We start from the raw sequence: 17,828 nt of genomic DNA on the forward strand, positions 1-17,828 counted from the left end.
ATACAGTATTTGTTATATAGAATTTCCCTTTAGCATCCTTCATTTCTTTAATTGCATTTTCATATCTGTATAGCTTGGCAAGAATCTGTTCATATTCAGAATGAATCTCTTCTTTTTTATTAATACCCAGAAAAGAAATCAAAGGCTTTATAGACAGTCCTTGAACTACAAGAGAAAAAAGAACAACACTGAAAGCAAGAATCAGGAGATCTTCTCTTCCCTGAAAATCTCTCGGCAGACTTAAAACCAAGGCGATTGACAATGACCCCTTCAATCCTCCCCAGTTAAGAATATGTTTCCATTTCATACTGAAGCTATTAATCGCCAGCATACTCACATATACAGCCGCACTTCTGGCAATCAGAACAATCAGTATAGCTGTGACGATCACCCACCATTTATCATTGATATCAATCCTTGTGATTTCTAAACCTACCATCAGGAAAACTAGCGAATTGGCTAATAAAGCCGTAACATCCCAAAAATTATTAATATTTAATTTTGTAGTTGGGCTCATCCCGATACGAGCACCATAGTTACCAAATATCAAAGCTCCTACTACCACTGCTATGACTCCAGACGCATGAATACTTTCTGCAATCAGAAATGATCCATAGAACAACAAAATACTAAAGATTATTTCCAAAGGATAGTCATCAAAGTATTTGGTCAGTTTAGAAAAACCATAGCCCATAGCTCCACCAACCATTAATCCTAATGAAATCACTCGTATGAAATCCCATAACCCCATCCCAAGACCTGACCAGCCTGCGTCCAAATATGAGACTAATGAAAATGCAGAGATTTTATATAAAACAACTGCTAATCCGTCATTAAATAAGCTTTCTCCTTCAATAACTAAAGCCAGTCTTTTTTTAACACCCACACTTTTAAATATAGAAAGGACACTGACTGGGTCCGTCGCGCTCATAAGGGCACCAAAAACAAATGCGGCTGGCAAAGATAAGTCCAGGAAGTAGTATGCAGAAAAACCAACGATAAGAAACGATATTAGAGTTCCGCCAATGGCCAACGCGAGAATTGGCTCTTTGTTGTCTTTTAGATGGGAGAAAGGCAGCTTTAAGGATGCCTCACCGAGCAACGCAGGCAGAAATAATGTAATGATGACAAAATTAAAAATTTCACCTTCTGTTATAAAATTTTTTAATGGCTCAAGTATAGGAATGTTCATTAATCCAATTATTGTACCTATAATAACCAACGCTATTGGATAAGGCTGTTTAACCTTCTTTGCAATTGCCGTGATCCCTGCTGCAATCATGATCAAGAATAACGCTGTTTCAAAGATCTTATGCAGATCCAATTCCTCCATCGAAACACTCCTTACATAAGAATTCTTGTTTTAATCTTTCCCTTATTATTCATTTGTAAAATCAAGCAAGACGAAAATTTTTCATTGACAAAAAAATCTGTGAATATTAAAGTCAATATGTAAACTAAAAATACATAAAGGTTAACAAAAGGGGAGAACAAACAAATGAACAAACAACAGGTGAAACTTAGAATGATGATCATTACCGCTTTATTCGCCGCCATTATCGGTGTTTTGGCTCAAATGACGATTCCGCTTCCACTTGTGCCGATCACTGGTCAAACTTTGGCAATCGGTCTAGCCGCTACTATACTAGGATCTCGTTATGGCACTATATCAGTTCTGCTTTATCTATTTATCGGTGCAGTCGGTGTACCCGTTTTTGCTGAATTCTCTGGCGGTTTTTCAAAGCTTGTAGGACCAACCGGGGGATATTTAGTAGGTTTTGTCCCAGCGGCCTTCATCATTGGCTGGGTGCTTGAAAAAACTTCTTTTACTTTTATGAATGCCATGATTGGAAATATAATCGGTATGCTGATCACTCTTATTTTTGGAACAGTCTGGTTAAAGATCGCACTGGAAATGTCATGGACTGCGGCATTCACAAGCGGCTTTGCACCTTTTATCATTGTGGGAGTCATTAAAGCTGCATTGGCTTCCTGGATTGGAATCATTGTCCGCAACAGGCTTGAAACTGCGAAACTTCTTGTTCCACATTCAAATCTCACAAAATCTGCATAAGCAAAAGCCATGGAACAAATCCATGGCTCTTCTTTTTTATGCAATATTCATATTTTCCTTGTATCCAGGCTCGCAGTATATGCATACAGGCTCATCATAATCAGTTGAATTAACGTCTTCCCCATTGTATTCAATACCACACATTGCGCATTCAACCATCTCATCACCTGCATCGTCCGCTGCTTCAGTAATGGAATCATTCACCTTCAATTCCCCGATCCATATCCCGCTGATATTTGACATTTCAGTTTCTATATATAATTTAGCTGCTTCCTCTGTTTCCCATACACCATGGTCCCACAGCATCTCCTCAGCACTTCCTGAATTGATCATTAATCCATATACAGTTTTCATTATTTTGCTACCCCTTTCGATAGGCGCATTATTTGAAGGATTGTCCTATATAATTAGCCCTTTTTCCAGTATTTGAAACCACACTTGCTTTAACAATATTTGGAAATTAAACATTTTAAGTCATTAAAACGTATAGGATAAAAGTTCAAATTGATTACTTCATTGGAATGAAATATACTTATACAATGAGCTGGGAAATCGGAGGTGAAGGCATGCTGCTTGAGGTGTACACCCAGTCCATAGATGCGACTGGTTTATATAGCGTTTATTTGGCATTACTGTTGAGCATGTCAATTTCGGCCTTCTGGATTGTTAGTGATACCTATTTCAGTGAATCCTATGTAGTCACTATTAAATTCAAACCATCAGTTTCTGAAACAGCTTTTAAAAATCAAGCTGAACTAGGATTGAGAATCCAGCTGCTGAGACTTAAACGAATAAAAATAAAAGTAGATCCTGGTGATGAAGATCATTCATTTTTCTCTCTTATTTACTGACTAAGATCAATATCAGGAGGAGAAAAATGAAGAAACTTTACACAATCATTTTATTACTATTTACCCCAATGTTTTTAGCAGGATGCCAATCAATGACCAATGATGGCTCTTTCTTTCAATCAACATTTGTCAACCCATTCGCATGGCTGATCCACTTTTTTGCCAGCATTACTGGTGGCAGTTTTGGATTTGCGATTATTTTCATTACGATAATGATAAGATTAATCCTAATGCCTCTTATGCTGAGACAATATAAAAATCAGCAGAATATGAAAGAAAAGATGGAAGTCCTTAAACCAGAGATGGATCAGATTCAGAAAAAGATAAAAAGCACAAAGGATTCCGCTGAGCAAAAGAAATTACAGCAGGAAATGATGGGGTTGTACCAGAAGCATGGTGTGAATCCTCTATCTGTTGGCTGCCTGCCAATGCTGATACAAATGCCTATATTAATGGGACTTTACTATGCTATTAAAAGTTCTTCCGAAATTGCAAGCCATTCATTCCTATGGTTCAACCTGGGACATTCAGATATATGGATTACTGCTGCTGCAGGGTTGATATACTATTTGCAATTTAAAGTCTCTCAATCGAATATGACATTAGAGCAACAAAAGCAAATGAAGTTCATGGGGCTGATTTCACCCATTATGATTGTCATGTTCTCTTTGAATGCCCCATCTGCCCTTCCACTTTATTGGACAGTTGGCGGGATCTTACTCATTGCACAAAATTTGCTGGCAAGGAAGATGTACGGCGGTCAACAAAGCCAAATAAAAGTTGAACAACAAATATAATCGTATCTACAATAGCCAGGGAATTGGTTTCCCTGGCTTTTTCATTTCGCAGGCACGTTTTAACCTAACTTTTGATTTCCCAAATCAACAATAATATTCTTCACTTACTCTCATGCAAAAGCTTCGCACCCTGAAATTAGAAATGAATCGGTACATCCGAGCTGAGTACCTTGAACTATTGGAGACTCATTTATTTTCAAGGCAACCTTCCAAATAAAATGTGGTTGACATTTCTTTTTACAGGAAGCTATACTTTGAGATAATGATATTGAAAGGAATGGTAAAGAGCCGATGAAGTACTAATCTTATTTTCTGCCCGATTTTTCGAAAATGAAAAACGTGTTGCCCGGAAATAGGATTAGTCTGCTCAATTTACCATTCCATATCGGTTTATATGCCAGCTTAAGCGTGCTGTTAAATGCAGTATCATGCTTTATTTGGTGTACAGTAAATCTTATGCGAATGTTTTGCAGACCTCCCGGGTAACTACAGGGAGGTTTTTTTGATGGATAAAATACTCACCTTTAATTAACAAGGCAAAAAAGAAAGGTGGAGTTTTTATGACATTGTTGAAAATAAGAGGTATTCAGAAGAGCTTTAATGACAGGACAATTATCAAAAACGCAGAATTTGAAATCAAACAAGGCTGCCGGATTGGACTTGTCGGAAATAATGGCGCTGGCAAAACAACTTTAGCTAATATCATTTATGGGAATTTATTTCCAGACGCCGGGTTTATTGAAACCTTCGGCAGCAGGATAAGTGTTGGCTATCTTAAACAATCAACAGAATATACAATCAATGAGTTTGATGAAGCCCTCTCAAATTCAGAGTCTAACCTTTTTCTGCACTCCAGCCTTCTGGGACTTAAGAAACTCTTGGAATGGGATGAAAACCAGCTGGCGAATTTGAGCGGGGGTGAAAAATTAAAACTCTCCCTCGCACGAGTATGGGCGGACAGACCTGAATTGCTCATACTTGATGAACCAACAAACCACTTGGATCTACATGGCACTGAGTGGCTTATTAAAGAATTGGCTGGGTTTAAAGGCTCAGTCATCATTATATCTCATGATCGGTATTTCCTTGATCAGACAATTAATGAGGTCATTGAAATTGAAGATGGAGTAACTAAATGCTTTAACGGTAACTATTCTGCTTACCGCGCGGAAAAACAAAGGCTATACGAGGTTCAGCTTCACCAATACGAAACACAGCAAAAATATAAAGAGCAAATTCAGCAGCAGATTGCCAATCTGAAAAATTGGTCAGAAAAAGCCCATAAGGATTCTACCAAGCAAGGCAGCAGTTCAGAAAGAAGGCAAATCGGTTATAAGGAATACCATCGTGTGAAAGCTAAGAAAATGGATATTCAGATTAGATCAAAGATGAAACGATTGAACCAGGAGCTCGCAAAAAACGAAGTGCAACAGCCAAAACAAGCAGCCAGGGTTAACTTTCAATTCCAGGAAAGCAAGAAACGCGGAAAAAGAATATTAGAAGCATCAGGACTGGAGAAATGGTTTGGAAATCGTTGCTTATTTAAAGAGAGTCATTTTTATATGAACCATTGTGAAAGAATGGCGATTATCGGTGTAAACGGAAGCGGAAAAACAACACTTTTAAAAATGATACTTGGTGAAACTGAAGCAACAACGGGTAATATATGGATAAGCGAATCTGTAAGGATTGGATACCTGAGCCAGGATGTTTCGGACCTCCCTTCTTCCAAAACAGCGTTAGAGTACACCGGATTGACTGATCGCAATGAACTTAGCAAGGCCAGGACCATTTTTGCTAACATTGGCTTGAACGAGGAAAAGCTTACTGTCCCAATTGGCAGTTTAAGCCTCGGAGAACGCACTCGAATAAAACTAGTCTTGATGCTCATGAATGATGTTGATCTACTGATCCTTGATGAACCGACAAATCATCTTGATTTAGCCAGCAGGGAAAGTTTGGAGAAGACTTTGATGGAATTTCAAGGCTCCATGCTGATTGTTTCGCACGATGTTTATTTCCTAAATAAAATCAGCGAAAAACTCCTTATCATCGATGGTGAGAAGATTATCAGAAAAGAAACAGGCTTAAAGGAATTCAACCAGCCTGCCCCTTCTTTTTCCAATGATAAAGAAAGAGAAGAACAGCTGATGGTCCTTCAAAACGATATTACAGCTATTATTGGCAGGCTTTCTTTTATGAGTAAGGATGATCCTGAATACAAAGTGCTAGACCAAAAACTCTCCTTATTGATGGTGAAGAGAAAAACGTTTGCACAGAAAGAAAGATAACCCCGTATCCCATACCCTTTACACAAGATCTCTTTGGCAGCATAAGGTTTTAGCTGGCCAAATATAGGGATAAGTTTGATAAAACGAGTGCTTTACTTTATTGAGAGCAGTAAGGTTTGATTTTATCGGCACATCGGCAATTTACCGATGTGCCTTTTGGTGCTTATTCCATTCTGCTGGATGGCAAAGAGTTTGAAATTTTATAAATGTGGGCATTACGCCAGCAATTCACCAATTGGTGAAAGTAGTTAAGGTATCATTTCGCCACCGTGTGATCGAATTTTCCAAACCTGCAAATCAACCTGCGGCAGCGAGTAAAATTCCTCCAACTATACAGACAAGTAAATATAGCATTTTAACTTACCATTATTTAAACTGGCTAAATTCTCTTCATCATATCTTGTAATATTGTTTTCACCATTGGCCATTCCTCTTTAATGATACTAAAAACAACAGTGTCTCTTACAAAATCATCAGCAATGATCCGGTGTTTACGGAGCACTCCTTCCTTTTTCGCCCCAAGACGAGAAATCGCTGTTTGGGAACGAATATTCCTTGAATCCGTGCAAAATTGCACACGATTCATATCCATCTCCTCGAAAGCGTACTGAAGCATCAGGAATTTCGTTTCCGTATTAACCCTAGTCCTCCAAAAATCCGGATGATACCAAGTCCATCCGATTTCAAGGGTTTTGTGCGATCTTGACAGATCAAGATAGCGGGAGCTTCCTATTATCCTGCCGCTTTCTTGATAAACCACCACGAAAGGCATCTGCACCCCTCTTTCTCTTTCAGCTGTGGCAGCCTCGATTGTCTGTTTCATATCTTCCTTGCTCTTGATTTTTGAAGCGGTAAATTCCCAAATTTCCTGTGCCTGAGCAGCATTCCATAAATTATCTAACTGCTTCATTTCCATTGGCACCAGTGTAACAGTAGGACCCTCAAGGCTGACCTTCTTTTTCATTCCCCATCACTCCCTCAATGCTTATATCTTTCTTTATCATATCACTGACGAATTACAACGAAAAACTTAATTAAATAAAAAGGTACGAAAAAAAGACTGCCGCATTAATCTGCGGCAGCCTTCCTGATTAGTTGATTTCTTCAAAATACTCTTTGTAGTAACCGCCTACTTTACCTGAGTTATCTACAATGAAATAAAATTCTTCTGTTTCATTTTTAACATCATACACTTTACCAGTTGTGAGCTTGTTATTAACAATGTATTTTTTTGCATCTGTATGAACGCATTTAAGTTTTTTGTTCGTTTCGCGTTCGTGCCAGTTCTGGTGAATCATTTGCTGCCACTTCCTTTACTTCGTCTAATACTCTCTAGTATAAAGAATAGGCAATCTATTTAGCAATAGTTAGCTTGCATTAGCTTCTTCACCCGCGAGTTGGAATCCGCGTATTTCTGATTGATTAAATGTAATTGTTTCACCCGTAATCACATTTTTCAAAGTTATATAACAAACATCACAAATGATATCTTTGCGAATATACTGTAAAAATGAAAAGCGCTCGTTTTTATAAATCAACTCATAAAATCCATTTTTGGTAAATCCATTCATGTTAATCTCCTCTTTCCAGGATGTATTCATCTTGGCGTTGGCTGTGTCTTTATATACCACCAACCAAGCTTGTATTAAACATCCCATAAAAAAAGATTAAATTTCGCTAAAGGCTGTTGATCGGCAATATCAAATCTTCACCTTCATTTTTTGCTGAATTTATCGCCGTTGATACTTCATAACAATCCATCAATTCTGCCTGGTAAGGGACAAGCAATTTCTTTATTTCATCCGTCTTGTCCATTGAGCGGTCAAGCCACATTTCCATCTTGTCTTCAGGAAGGATCACTGGCATTCTGTCATGGACGTTTCTCGTTACATCATTTGGAGCAGTGGTGATGATGGTGCAGGAAGTAATTTCCTTTCCATTTTTACTCCAGTTCTCCCAAAGCCCAGCCAAGGCAAATGGCTTCTTGTCTTTCATCCCAAACCGGAAAGGCTGTTTCTGGTTTCCTTCTTTTTTCCACTCGTAAAAACCATCGGTTAAAATTAAACAGCGCCTTTTTTTTAGGGCATTTTTGAAGCTTGCCTTTTCATCAACTGTTTCAGCGCGAGCGTTGATCATCTTATATCCGATTTTTTCATCATCAGCCCAAAACGGAATAAAGCCCCATCTCATTTTCACTCCTTCCCTGCCTTCTCCATTATGGAAAACAGTCAAAATATCCTGTCCAGGGGCAATGTTATATCGAGGGTCGAGATCCCCATAATATTCAAAGTTAAACTGTTCTTGCAATGAATCAATAGATTCAAACAATGAAAACCTTCCACACATAATCGTTCCCTCCATCATTAACTTCCTTTTTTATCGGCTCTGGTAAACAAGGCTGTTGATTTTCGTTCCAGGCGCTTCGCTTTTCGCGGAAGAATTATGAAAAAGCCCAACTGCCGGCTTTTTCATAAGCAAATTCTTCTAGGGGCTGGCGCTAAGCCCGCAGGACTCTGAATAGCTTCCTCGAATATGCCCACGCAGGATGGAAATGCGTTAGCATTTTCGGAAGAGTCTTCGCGCCTTTCACTACAATCAACAGGTTTTATAAAAACAACATTAGGCTTTAACAGAGACATCCATGCTAATGAAAATTCGCACCATGGTGAATCAAATGATGCATTTTTGCCTATAATGAGTTCGCATTTTTTTTTGTGCATATTTTCTGGTTAGCCTTTTTATTATAATTCCCTTCCATATGAGGAAGTAACATCCCTTCTAATTAGAAAAATTAACTCTAACTTTTTTGTATGAATACAGAAACCTGCGTATAAATTTATATTCCCAAGCAATATCGGACTGTTAAATAGAGCAAAAAAATAAGCCAGTGATCTTTGAAGAACCACCGGCTTAATTATATATTTGTCGTATCCATATTCTTTTTCGGCTTCAATCTCAAGGCTAAATTTATTGCAACGAGTATAGGAATAAGCGAAGCAATCGTGAAGCCAAGTGCATAGCCTGGGATGCTTTCAATTAGGACCCTTTCGCTGATGCTCATACCAATGAAGCTTATCCCGATACCGTCACCATCTACGTGATTGATGACAGTCCAAAGTTCAATCCCTTTTTCCAAGAATAATATACTTAAGATTGACAGTAATATTACTATCAGCCATTTCAATTGAGCATACCCCCCTAGTCCTGCATCGTACTTTAATATGCCAGTGTATACACTATATTATAGGGAGTAATATTGATAAATAATATATCAGCAGTACAGTTGTAACAAAACGTTCAAAATGATATATTTTATTTCCTAATTTCATAAGAAAAATTTGCAAATCAAATAGACAGCATTTCTGCTGTCTATTTCAATGCTTAATGAATTTTATACCTTCTTAATCTCCTCGACCACTTCTATAGCCTGCTCCCTAAGCTTGAACTTCTGTATTTTCCCAGAAGCTGTCATCGGATAGCTTTGCGTGAACTCTAAATACCTTGGAATCTTATGCTTAGAGATTTTTCCTGTGCAGTATTCTTTAATTTCAGAGGCGCTTGCCGATTCGCCTTCTTTTAAAATAATCCAGGCCATGACTTCCTCACCATATACGCTATCCGGAATGCCTACAACCTGGACATCCAGGACCTTAGGGTGTGTGTAAAGGAATTCTTCAATTTCTCGAGGATAAATATTTTCTCCTCCCCTAATGATCATATCCTTTAATCTTCCCGTAATCCTGCAGTAGCCGTTTTCATCCATGACTGCTAAATCTCCTGTATGAAGCCAACCTTCTTCATCGATCGCCTCTCTAGTAGCATCAGGATTCTTATAATACCCCTCCATAACAAGATATCCGCGTGTACAAAGCTCTCCCTGCATTCCCCGTGGCAATTCTTCAGTTGTGCCAGGCTTAACAATCTTTGCTTCAACATGTGGCAAAGCCTTGCCGACTGTCTCCACTCTCAATTCGAGAGGATCGTTTGTTCTTGTCTGGGTTATGACTGGAGACGATTCGGTTTGTCCATAAGCAATTGTAATTTCTGTTGCTCCCATTTTTTCATTAACAGCTTTCATTACCTCTATAGGGCAATTAGATCCTGCCATAATACCTGTTCTTAACGATGACAGATTGTATTTATTAAAATCATTGTCATTCAATTCTGCGATGAACATGGTCGGCACGCCGTGCAATGCAGTACATTTCTCTTTTTCTACAGTTTCAAGAACGACTTTTGGATTAAATTCCTGAACTGGCACCATTGTTGCTCCTACTGTGGCACAGGCAAGTGTTCCCATTACACAGCCAAAGCAATGGAAGAATGGCACTGGAATGCAGAGTCGGTCTTGATCTGTCAGTTTCATAGCTAATGCTACATTATAAGCGTTATTGACAATATTACGGTGAGTCAGCATTACACCTTTAGGAAAACCAGTTGTCCCGGAAGTGTATTGCATATTAATTACGTCACTTTGTTTTAGCGTTCCCATCCTCCTGTCAAGCTGATCTTCTGAAACGCCTTCCGCCATGTCCAGTATATCCTGCCAGCTGAAAGTCCCTGGAAAAGGTTTATCACCCATCACAATGACATTTTTCAGGAATGGAAGTCTGCTGCTATCAAGCATGCCTGGCACACTTGTTCTAAGCTCTGGAACAATTTCATACAACATATCAATATATGAAGCATCTTTGAATTGATCCATTAAAATGATTGTAGTAGAATCGGATTGCTTTAAAAGGTACTCCAGCTCAGCAGTCCGATAATTAGTGTTTACAGTTACAAGAACTGCGCCCATTTTTCCAGTGGCGAACTGGGTTACCACCCATTCTGGTGTATTAGAGGACCAAACTGATACATTTTCTCCCTTTTGCACACCTAGCTTCATCAATCCTCTGGCCGCTTCCCTGCAAAGATTGTTGAATTCTTCATAACTCATCCTAAGGTTTCGGTCAGCATAAACAACAGCTTCATGATCAGGATAGGTTTTGGCCTGAACCTCTAATAATTCACCCACAGTGTATGGCAGCAAACTTTCCATCGTTCAACCTCCTAATTAAGTTAAATATGTAAACGTTTACTATAAACTATAACATATGTGTTTGAATATTCGATATTTTTAAAATATAATCCTTCCTTTTTCCTAAATCAATAAAAAAAAGCAGGAATTTTTCCTGCTTCAAATCAATAATCACGCCAAATATATGATATTCCCGTTTCCTATGAGCTCTAAATAATATTGGGGCCATTTTTTAGGGGCTCATGACTTTTTGAGTTTCATCAAAATAATTTTGATATCAAGTAAATGACTCCTGCCAGGAGCCATACGTACGTAGCTGGTCATATTGGAGGAAAGCCGGAAAACTTGCCTGGTTCCTTTTCCGCTGTACGCTTTGGTGCGATGCCTCAGGACCCGCCTGCACAATGTTTATTTTTAGTCTCTTCTTCCATCACTTTCACCTCATTTGTTTTTATGGTCAACACCACCATTTATGAAGATAGATAAAAAGAGGAAAGCATTGCTCTCCTCTTATCTTAACTCTTAATGTGTGTGGTGAACTGCGCAGCGATTTGGCCCGATTTCCAGTTCCATCGCTTCATCTGCAGTAACTACTTTAACCCCGCGGTTGATCGCGACAATATCTTCAAAATTTGGAGGTGTATCACTCGATGCCGATTGTGCAACATGGTCGACAAATTCTTCCATTGTCTTGCCTAGCATCATTTCATTTTGATTTCGTATTAACCCTAATTGACTTCCAATGAAACCATCGGCATTTACTTCACCATCGAAGTCAGCGTAATGTCCCGGCAATACGATCACATCATCAGCAATTTGAGAAACCTTGCTATATACAGTTTCGTATAAGTCTTCTGCCCATTCTGCTGCCTTACCGCCTAAATCAGGGCGGCCCAGTCCGTTTACGAAAATAGTATCTCCTGAGAAAAGAAGCTTATTATTCACAAAAAACGAAACACTGCCAGGGGTATGCCCAGGAGTCTTTACTGCCAATACTTCAAGAGAGATAAGGTCAAATTCAATTTTATCATGTTGCTCTAAAGCTTCAAAGTCAAATACTGCGCCTTCACTCTTCATAAGGTAATATTTTGCCCCTGTCAAATCAGCTAGCTGCTTTCCGCCAGACAAGTGATCAGCGTGCAAATGCGAATCAACAATGTGTGTAATTTTTACGTTTTCTCTTTCAGCAACTGCAGTATACCGGTCTGTGAATCTTGAAGGATCAACAACAAGTGCTTCTTTTTCTGATAAAACCATATATGATAAACAGCCCTTGCCAACACGGATGAATTGCAATACCTTGATTTGATCATCCTTAAAAACTTCCACAGGATATAAATATTCACTCCATGATTTCATTCCACCTGAAAGATAAGAAACATCGAATCCTGCATCGGAAAGCATTTCAGCTACCATTACAGATGACCCTTCCTTTGCGCAAATGACAACAATATCTTTATCCTTTGGCAGTTGGTTGACGATTTCGTCCACACCGTCAATCAATTCAAAATATGGAATATTTAAATACTGAATGTTTTCGCCTTCTACCTTCCAGTCTTCAAAATCGTTTTCATTTCGTACATCAAAAATAAAGAATTCTTTTTGGTTTACAACCCACTCATTTAATTTTTCTGCAGTAATTGCTTGCATACCCATTGATCTTCCTCCCTGAATAGCTTTTCATTCTTTTTTTTGCAACAGGTATTCATCCCCCGATAAAATACCCTTATGGGTATATAATATATCGGCAATAATTAAAATGCAAGCTTTTTTTTATTACTATTATGGCTATGATGGATAATGCTTTTTAAGTCATTGCTGAATTTTAGCACCTGTTGATTGGAGCGGAGGGCACTCGATTCTTGAGGGATCAGCGGCAAAAGTGATACCAAGGTGATATAATCCAAACGATTATATGCACCCCTCAAAAGCAAGGCGAAGAGTAGGCTCACCTAACGCCCCATGAAGAATTTGTTTATGAAAATTAATAAGCCTTTTTATTAAAACCACATGAAAAATTTACTAAAAAAAAATCTTCATAATGGGTTTTCAAATCCTTAATAAACCTTTACAATGAATGAAACTATATATATAGTTTGAAAATTCAATCCATTCTAACCGAGGAGGAATGCAAATGAAAATTATGAGCAATGAACTATTGGTGGTCTCGTATCGTGATGCATTAAAGTCGGAAAGTGATAAAGAATGGGCAAAGATTTTAAAAGTAGAAATTTCCAAAAGAGGTCTGAAACCGTTTAAGAACCGTTGATTGAAACTAAGCCAATAGAAAAAAATCACTGCCGTGTTTCTACGGCAGTGATTTTTATTATCCTTGCAAAAGCAATGATTCTGGATCTTCCATCAGTTCTTTTATTCGTTTTAAAAATGTCACAGCTTCTTTACCGTCAACGATTCTGTGGTCATATGACAATGCAATATACATCATTGGCCTGTTTTCCATTCGTTCTTTATCAATCGCTACAGGGCGCAGTTGGATTGTATGCATGCCAAGGATTCCAACCTGAGGTCCATTAATGATTGGCGTTGAAAGCAGAGAACCGAAAACGCCTCCATTCGTGATTGTGAATGTTCCTCCCTGGAGATCTTTTAAGGAAAGTTTGTTAGTCCGCGCTTTTTCAGCTAATTCGTTTATATCTCTTTCGATTTCTGCAAAATTCTTTCTGTCAGCATCCCGGATTACTGGAACAACTAAACCTTCATCTGCAGCAACAGCAACCCCGATATCATAAAACTTTTTCAGGACAATTTCGTCTCCCTGAATCTCAGCATTTAAATATGGTGTTTTCTTGAGGGCAGCTACGACTGCCTTTGTGAAGAATGACATAAAACCTAAGCGTACATCATTTTCTTCATAAAAGCGGTCCTTCCATTTCTTCCGTAAGTCCATGACAGCAGTCATGTCCACCTCATTGAAAGTAGTCAGCATCGCAGCAGTTTGCTGAACCTCAACCAATCTATTTGCAATTGTCTGGCGCCTTCTTGACATTTTAATTCTTTCCACAGATTTACCTTCTCCGGAGTTGCCTGTTACTGATGGTATTACATTTTCCGGCTTCTTTATTTCAGGTTTTTGTTCAACAGTTTGTCCTTCTTTATAGGAATCCACATCCTGTTTACGCACTCTTCCAAGTGGATCTTTAGACTGAACCTGGCTTAAATCAATTCCTTTTTCCCTTGCTAGCTTTCTTGCAGCCGGTGAAGCAATGATTCTTTCACTAACTCCGTCTGCTGTTTCTCTTTCATGGCTAGCTGCAGCTTTGTCACTTTGTGCACCTTGAGATGTTCCTTCGCTTCTAACAGCAGATTCATCAGGAGATTCCGCTTGCTTTCCTGCAGCCTTTTCTCCTTCATTCAGCTTTTGCTCACTAACAATGCTGCCTGCTTCACTAACTACTGCGATCGTCTCCCCAACCTTAACCGTGTCCCCTTCTTCAGCCAGGAGATCAGTTAAGATTCCATCATAATCTGAGATAATTTCTACATTAACCTTATCTGTTTCCAATTCAACAACATATTCACCTTTTTGGACTTGATCGCCCTTCTTTTTCAGCCACTGGGCAATCGTTCCCTCGGAAATTGATTCTGCTAATTCAGGAACTTTAATGTCTGCCATTTTCAATTCCTCCTCCATTCGTCCTTGTCAATGCATCGTTCACAATTCTTGCCTGCTCTAGCTTATGAATATTTGGATCCCCTTCAGCAGGACTGGAACGTCTTCTGCGCCCTAAATAAGAAACATCTATCCCCTTTGGTGCTGCTTCGTTAATCCTTGGTTCAACAAATGTCCATGCTCCCATATTTTTTGGTTCTTCCTGGACCCAGATAATCTCTTGAAGATTTGGGTAGAGTTTAAGTTTTTCTTTTAGCGAATCCAGTGGGAAAGGGTATATTTCTTCTATTCTTAATACATGCAGCCAATCATGATTTGCCGGGTCAATTTTCTCAGCAATATCAATGCTTACTTTGCCAGTGCACAATACGACTCTCGAGATCTGTTCAGGATTTCCTCCAAGACCTGGCTGTTCATAAATGGACATAAAGCTGCCTTCACTTAATTGTTCGGGAGAAGCTGCAACTAACGGGTTTCTGAGCAAACTCTTTGGAGTCATCAAGACAAGCGGACGAACTGATTCTTGCCTTAAAATAGCAGCCTGCCTCCTCAGTATATGAAAATACTGTGCTGCAGAAGAAAGGTTTGCAACGGTCCAGTTATTCTCCGCTGCAAGCGTTAAAAAGCGTTCTACTCTGCCGCTTGAGTGTTCAGGACCCTGCCCTTCATACCCATGTGGCAGCAGCATAACAAGCCCGGACTTTTGTCCCCATTTGGCCCTGCCAGCTGCTACAAATTGATCAAATAGTACCTGAGCCGCATTCGCAAAATCACCATATTGTGCTTCCCATAGGACAAGAGTTTCAGGGGCAAAGACATTATAGCCATACTCAAAACCGACCACCGCAGCTTCTGATAATGGACTGTTGTGAATCGAAAAGGATGCCTTTGCTTCAGGCAGATTATGGAGCGGTGAAAAGTGCTCTCCAGTTTCACTATCATGTAAAACTAAATTTCTTTGGGCGAACGTTCCTCGTTCAGAATCCTGGCCTGTCAGCCTTACCGGTGTTCCATCTACTAAAATAGAAGCATATGCTAAAGTTTCTGCAAGGCCCCAATCAATTTTTCCATCTACAGAAAAAGCATCTTTACGACGCTGTAAAATTTTCTCCAGCTTGTTAAATACATTAAATCCTTGCGGCCATTTCAGCAGTTCATCATTTATTTTTCTTAAGGAATCCAATGGAACGCTTGTATCAATCTGCGGAATTCCCATTTCAATCACTTCAGGAATATCAGGCTCAGCATGGACTTCCTTCTCTTTTTTCGGAACCTTTTCATATGCTTCAGACAGCTTACCGGAGATACTTTTCTCAATTTCTGAGTACCTCTGTTCTGTCAAAACACCTTCTTGCAAAAGTTTATTACCATAAAGTGTTTTAACTGTGTGATGATTGTTAACAAGCTTATACATAGCAGGATTGGTCGTCATCGGCTCATCCATTTCGTTGTGTCCGAATCGGCGATAACCGATCAAATCGATTAAAAAGTCCTTACCGAACTTTGCTCGATATTCAAAGGCTAAGCGTGCTGCCATTAAACATGCTTCTGGATCGTCAGCGTTAACATGGATGATTGGAATTTCGTATCCTTTTGCAAGATCACTTGCATAACGTGTAGATCGGGAGTCCATAGATTCTGTTGTAAAACCAATCGTATTATTGGCAATTACATGTATGGTTCCTCCTGTTTTGTAACCATTCAAGCGGCTTAAATTTAATGTTTCGGCGACAATTCCTTGTCCCGGAAACGCTGCATCACCATGGATAAGGATTGCAAGTGCCTTTACCGGATTATATTGTGCATAGCCTTTCAGGCTCCGATCATCCTGAGCCGCTCTCGTAAATCCTTCAACTACAGCCCCTGCAAATTCAAGGTGGCTTGGATTATTAGCCAGAGTCAGCCTTGCATTTGCAGTGCTTTCTGACTTTATTTTCCGGTCAAGTCCGAGATGGTATTTTACATCACCAGTCCAGCCAATATTGATTCCAATTGAGCCCTCTGAGGGGACTAACTCTTTATTCGGGGCATGCTGAAATTCAGCAAAAATCATCTCGTATGGCTTTCCTAATACATGAGCAAGAACATTCAGCCTGCCACGGTGAGCCATGCCGATGTTGATGGTTTCTACCCCATTGTTAACTGCATCAGCTACCACTTCGTCTAGCAGCGGCACCATTGCATCCAATCCTTCAATCGAAAATCTCTTCTGGCCGACAAATGTGCGGTGCAGATACTTTTCAAAGCTCTCCACTTCTGTTAAACGCTTAAACAGGCCGATTTTCCTGTTGTTTTCAAGCTTTGGTATTAATTGTCCCGATTCAACCTTCTGCCTTAACCAATCTTTTTCCATCTTTTCATTAACATGATGAAATTCATAGGCGATTGTGTTTGAATATACTTTTCTTAAGTGATTAAATGCTTCTATTCCATCTTTAATAGCTGAGGGTGCACTTTGGCATATAAGACCTACAGGAATGTTCAGCAAATCGGATTCGGTTAAACCCCAATTTTCCAGTTCATCGAGCTTAGTATCGCTAGTATCAAAATGCAAAGGATAAATCTTTGCATATAAATGTCCGTATGACCGGATATAATCAGCATATCTAAGTGCATTTGCAATTTTTTCAGGTGAAATCGCTTCATTACCTGACGTGATAGATACAGAAGATTTTGGTGAATGAGCGGACGCTCGGTTAACATGCTGCTCAAAGTATTCTCTTATTTCCGGCTCTACCGATGTGGGATCTTCCAGGAACATTTCATATTGTTCCTCAACATACCCTTGGTTAGGACCATAAAATCCTGGCCATTCAGATCCATTGCCGGCAATTGGCTTTGTCAAAATAAAACCCCCTTACCAAATCTAAAGTCTTTTTTTAATGCGCTTCCCATATGAAAACAACGATTATTTAACTGTTACCCTGAGAAATCTAAAAATAACGGTAAATTCCAAGAATCATATTATTATTCAGATTATAAAACGGTTACAATGTTATTTTAACATGATACTTTCATTTAACCAAAGGTTTTGACTATCATAATAGTGGAAACTATATCTCGATTTATTGTTATAGTAAAAAAATTTAATGAGTGGTTTTGGGCCTATAAAAAAAAAAACCGGTTATACCGGTTTTTTTTATAGGCTCATTAATGTAACATAC

16 protein-coding genes are annotated in these 17,828 nt (G+C 39.0%); 5 read left to right on the forward strand and 11 right to left on the reverse strand.

Annotation, left to right across the window (positions count from 1 at the left end; genetic code table 11):
• On the reverse strand, window positions 1–1,333 hold a 1,333-nt coding region (locus WB217_RS08555), incomplete at its 3' end, for a cation:proton antiporter (protein WP_423992523.1).
• Window positions 1,334–1,498: 165 nt separating this feature from the next.
• On the opposite strand from WB217_RS08555, the gene WB217_RS08560 reads away from it, so the two are divergent.
• A complete protein-coding gene (locus WB217_RS08560; protein ID WP_423992525.1) occupies window positions 1,499–2,074 on the forward strand; it encodes a biotin transporter BioY in 576 nt (191 codons plus the stop codon).
• A 36-nt stretch (window positions 2,075–2,110) separates the two neighbouring features.
• On the opposite strand, the gene WB217_RS08565 is transcribed toward WB217_RS08560, so the two are convergent.
• A complete protein-coding gene (locus tag WB217_RS08565) occupies window positions 2,111–2,428 on the reverse strand; it encodes a hypothetical protein (protein ID WP_423992527.1) in 318 nt (105 codons plus the stop codon).
• Between the two features lie 212 nt (window positions 2,429–2,640).
• On the opposite strand from WB217_RS08565, the gene WB217_RS08570 reads away from it, so the two are divergent.
• The 3 genes from WB217_RS08570 to abc-f all read left to right on the forward strand — a co-directional run bounded on the left by WB217_RS08570 (window position 2,641) and on the right by abc-f (window position 6,013).
• Complete coding sequence (locus WB217_RS08570) at window positions 2,641–2,925, forward strand: hypothetical protein (protein WP_423992529.1); 285 nt, start codon at window positions 2,641–2,643, stop codon at window positions 2,923–2,925.
• Between the two features lie 26 nt (window positions 2,926–2,951).
• Entirely contained in the window at window positions 2,952–3,722 is a 771-nt protein-coding gene (yidC, locus tag WB217_RS08575) for a membrane protein insertase YidC (protein ID WP_423992531.1), read from the forward strand.
• A 560-nt stretch (window positions 3,723–4,282) separates the two neighbouring features.
• Window positions 4,283–6,013, forward strand: a complete 1,731-nt coding sequence (gene abc-f, locus WB217_RS08580; protein WP_423992533.1) for a ribosomal protection-like ABC-F family protein — start codon at window positions 4,283–4,285, stop codon at window positions 6,011–6,013.
• 379 nt (window positions 6,014–6,392) lie between these two features.
• Here the strand turns inward: abc-f and WB217_RS08585 are convergent, their stop codons facing one another.
• The 7 genes from WB217_RS08585 to WB217_RS08615 all read right to left on the reverse strand — a co-directional run bounded on the left by WB217_RS08585 (window position 6,393) and on the right by WB217_RS08615 (window position 12,689).
• The gene (locus WB217_RS08585; protein WP_423992535.1) at window positions 6,393–6,977 is read right to left on the reverse strand and encodes a GNAT family N-acetyltransferase; all 585 of its coding nucleotides are present in this window, start codon (window positions 6,975–6,977) and stop codon (window positions 6,393–6,395) included.
• 127 nt (window positions 6,978–7,104) lie between these two features.
• Complete coding sequence (locus WB217_RS08590; protein ID WP_423992537.1) at window positions 7,105–7,311, reverse strand: DUF6501 family protein; 207 nt, start codon at window positions 7,309–7,311, stop codon at window positions 7,105–7,107.
• A gap of 69 nt (window positions 7,312–7,380) precedes the next feature.
• Complete coding sequence (locus tag WB217_RS08595; protein ID WP_423992539.1) at window positions 7,381–7,584, reverse strand: hypothetical protein; 204 nt, start codon at window positions 7,582–7,584, stop codon at window positions 7,381–7,383.
• 106 nt (window positions 7,585–7,690) lie between these two features.
• Complete coding sequence (locus tag WB217_RS08600; RefSeq protein WP_423992541.1) at window positions 7,691–8,359, reverse strand: SOS response-associated peptidase; 669 nt, start codon at window positions 8,357–8,359, stop codon at window positions 7,691–7,693.
• 568 nt (window positions 8,360–8,927) lie between these two features.
• Window positions 8,928–9,197 carry a hypothetical protein gene (locus tag WB217_RS08605; RefSeq protein WP_423992543.1) on the reverse strand — a complete coding sequence of 90 codons (270 nt, stop codon included), beginning with the start codon at window positions 9,195–9,197 and terminating at the stop codon, window positions 8,928–8,930.
• 207 nt (window positions 9,198–9,404) lie between these two features.
• The gene (locus WB217_RS08610; protein ID WP_423992553.1) at window positions 9,405–11,045 is read right to left on the reverse strand and encodes an AMP-binding protein; all 1,641 of its coding nucleotides are present in this window, start codon (window positions 11,043–11,045) and stop codon (window positions 9,405–9,407) included.
• 510 nt (window positions 11,046–11,555) lie between these two features.
• Window positions 11,556–12,689: an MBL fold metallo-hydrolase gene (locus WB217_RS08615; RefSeq protein WP_423992545.1), complete on the reverse strand. Its 1,134-nt coding sequence runs from the start codon at window positions 12,687–12,689 to the stop codon at window positions 11,556–11,558.
• Window positions 12,690–13,167: 478 nt separating this feature from the next.
• On the opposite strand from WB217_RS08615, the gene sda reads away from it, so the two are divergent.
• The gene (sda, locus tag WB217_RS08620; RefSeq protein WP_423992547.1) at window positions 13,168–13,302 is read left to right on the forward strand and encodes a sporulation histidine kinase inhibitor Sda; all 135 of its coding nucleotides are present in this window, start codon (window positions 13,168–13,170) and stop codon (window positions 13,300–13,302) included.
• A gap of 57 nt (window positions 13,303–13,359) precedes the next feature.
• Here sda and odhB read toward each other — a convergent pair whose 3' ends face one another.
• Together odhB and sucA are read right to left on the reverse strand one after the other, a co-directional pair.
• Entirely contained in the window at window positions 13,360–14,667 is a 1,308-nt protein-coding gene (gene odhB / locus WB217_RS08625) for a 2-oxoglutarate dehydrogenase complex dihydrolipoyllysine-residue succinyltransferase (protein ID WP_423992549.1), read from the reverse strand.
• The gene (gene sucA / locus WB217_RS08630; RefSeq protein ID WP_423992551.1) at window positions 14,654–17,509 is read right to left on the reverse strand and encodes a 2-oxoglutarate dehydrogenase E1 component; all 2,856 of its coding nucleotides are present in this window, start codon (window positions 17,507–17,509) and stop codon (window positions 14,654–14,656) included. Before sucA ends, odhB begins: the two co-directional genes overlap by 14 nt.
• Window positions 17,510–17,828 lie beyond the last annotated feature (319 nt).

It is taken from the genome of Mesobacillus sp. (genome assembly GCF_049588175.1).
GTDB lineage: Bacteria > Bacillota > Bacilli > Bacillales > Cytobacillaceae > Mesobacillus.

Excerpts from the sequence above, each read along its gene's own strand:
- WB217_RS08560 (WP_423992525.1), top strand. The coding sequence starts at position 1,499 with ATGAACAAACAACAGGTGAAACTTAGAATGATGATCATTACCGCTTTA.
- WB217_RS08565 (WP_423992527.1), bottom strand. The coding sequence starts at position 2,428 with ATGAAAACTGTATATGGATTAATGATCAATTCAGGAAGTGCTGAGGAG.
- WB217_RS08570 (WP_423992529.1), top strand. The coding sequence starts at position 2,641 with ATGCTGCTTGAGGTGTACACCCAGTCCATAGATGCGACTGGTTTATAT.
- yidC (WP_423992531.1), top strand. The coding sequence starts at position 2,952 with ATGAAGAAACTTTACACAATCATTTTATTACTATTTACCCCAATGTTT.
- abc-f (WP_423992533.1), top strand. The coding sequence starts at position 4,283 with ATGACATTGTTGAAAATAAGAGGTATTCAGAAGAGCTTTAATGACAGG.
- WB217_RS08585 (WP_423992535.1), bottom strand. The coding sequence starts at position 6,977 with ATGAAAAAGAAGGTCAGCCTTGAGGGTCCTACTGTTACACTGGTGCCA.
- WB217_RS08590 (WP_423992537.1), bottom strand. The coding sequence starts at position 7,311 with ATGATTCACCAGAACTGGCACGAACGCGAAACGAACAAAAAACTTAAA.
- WB217_RS08595 (WP_423992539.1), bottom strand. The coding sequence starts at position 7,584 with ATGAATGGATTTACCAAAAATGGATTTTATGAGTTGATTTATAAAAAC.
- WB217_RS08600 (WP_423992541.1), bottom strand. The coding sequence starts at position 8,359 with ATGTGTGGAAGGTTTTCATTGTTTGAATCTATTGATTCATTGCAAGAA.
- WB217_RS08615 (WP_423992545.1), bottom strand. The coding sequence starts at position 12,689 with ATGGGTATGCAAGCAATTACTGCAGAAAAATTAAATGAGTGGGTTGTA.
- sda (WP_423992547.1), top strand. The coding sequence starts at position 13,168 with ATGAAAATTATGAGCAATGAACTATTGGTGGTCTCGTATCGTGATGCA.
- odhB (WP_423992549.1), bottom strand. The coding sequence starts at position 14,667 with ATGGCAGACATTAAAGTTCCTGAATTAGCAGAATCAATTTCCGAGGGA.